The 934-nt window shown below is 71.8% G+C and carries 1 protein-coding gene; it reads right to left on the bottom strand.

Features of this window, described 5'->3' with window-relative positions; genetic code table 11:
- A partial coding sequence (locus AC1D01_RS36655; protein ID WP_477874714.1) for an Hpt domain-containing protein occupies positions 1-934 on the bottom strand: 934 nt, incomplete at both ends.

The raw sequence follows: 934 nt of genomic DNA, 5'->3' as shown, positions 1-934 counted from the left end.
GTGATCACCGGCCTGGCGGCCACCGGCGCAGCGGCGGCCGGCTTCGCAGCCGCGGCGTCGCCGAACGACAGCGACATCAGCGGGACCGGCGCGGCCGGGCCGGCCTTGATCGGCGGCACCGGATCGCCACGGCCCAGCGCGTCGGCGGCGGCCTTCACCACCGCGGCATGGAAGCCGGTGACGTTCTGTGCGGCGATCGCATCGACCCACTTCGCGAAGTAGGCGAGCGCTTCGTTGGAGAAATTCAGCAGCGTCGGGTCGGCGGCCTTCTGGCCGGCCAGCCAGGTGTTGTAGACCTGCTCGCAGGCCCATGCGGCATCGCCGAAGTCCTTCAGCCCGACCATGCGCGAGCTGCCCTTCAGCGTGTGGAATGCGCGGCGCACGGTGGTCTGCTGCTCGACGTCGGCGCTGGCATGCGCCAGCGTCTTCAACGCCGTCTCGGCGGTCTCGATCACCTCGCGCGCTTCCTCGAGGAAGATCTCGCGCATCTCGGGATCGTCGCCGAGGTYGGTGGCCATGCTGGCCGGTGCCGCCGACAGGGCCGGCTGCACCTTGGCCGGCGCGGCCTCGGGCATGTCGAGCACCGGGTCGGTGGCGGTGTGGACGAAATCGGACAGCGCCTCGGAGAGCTGCTCGCGCGCGGCCGCCACCTCTTCGGTGTTGTGCGAATGCGCGATCGCGTCCTTGGCATGCTCGACGGCGGCGACCAGCTCGGGCTGCGCCGCGGCCTGCGCTTCATGCGACAGGAGGTCGAGGTCGCGCGTGACTTCATCGAGCGGCACGTTGTCGCTCGCCGCGGTGAGCGACAGCGACTGCGCCTGCTCGATCAGGCGCGGCTCCACCGGCGCGGGCGCATGCGCGATCGCGAGGTTGGAGGCCTGGCGCGCGGCGGCGCTGCGGCCCATCAGCGGGCTCAGCGTGCCGGCCTTGCTGT

The sequence above is a fragment of the Rhizobacter sp. P3_B12 genome (assembly GCF_056402895.1).
This window is presented reverse-complemented; position numbering and strand designations above follow the sequence as displayed.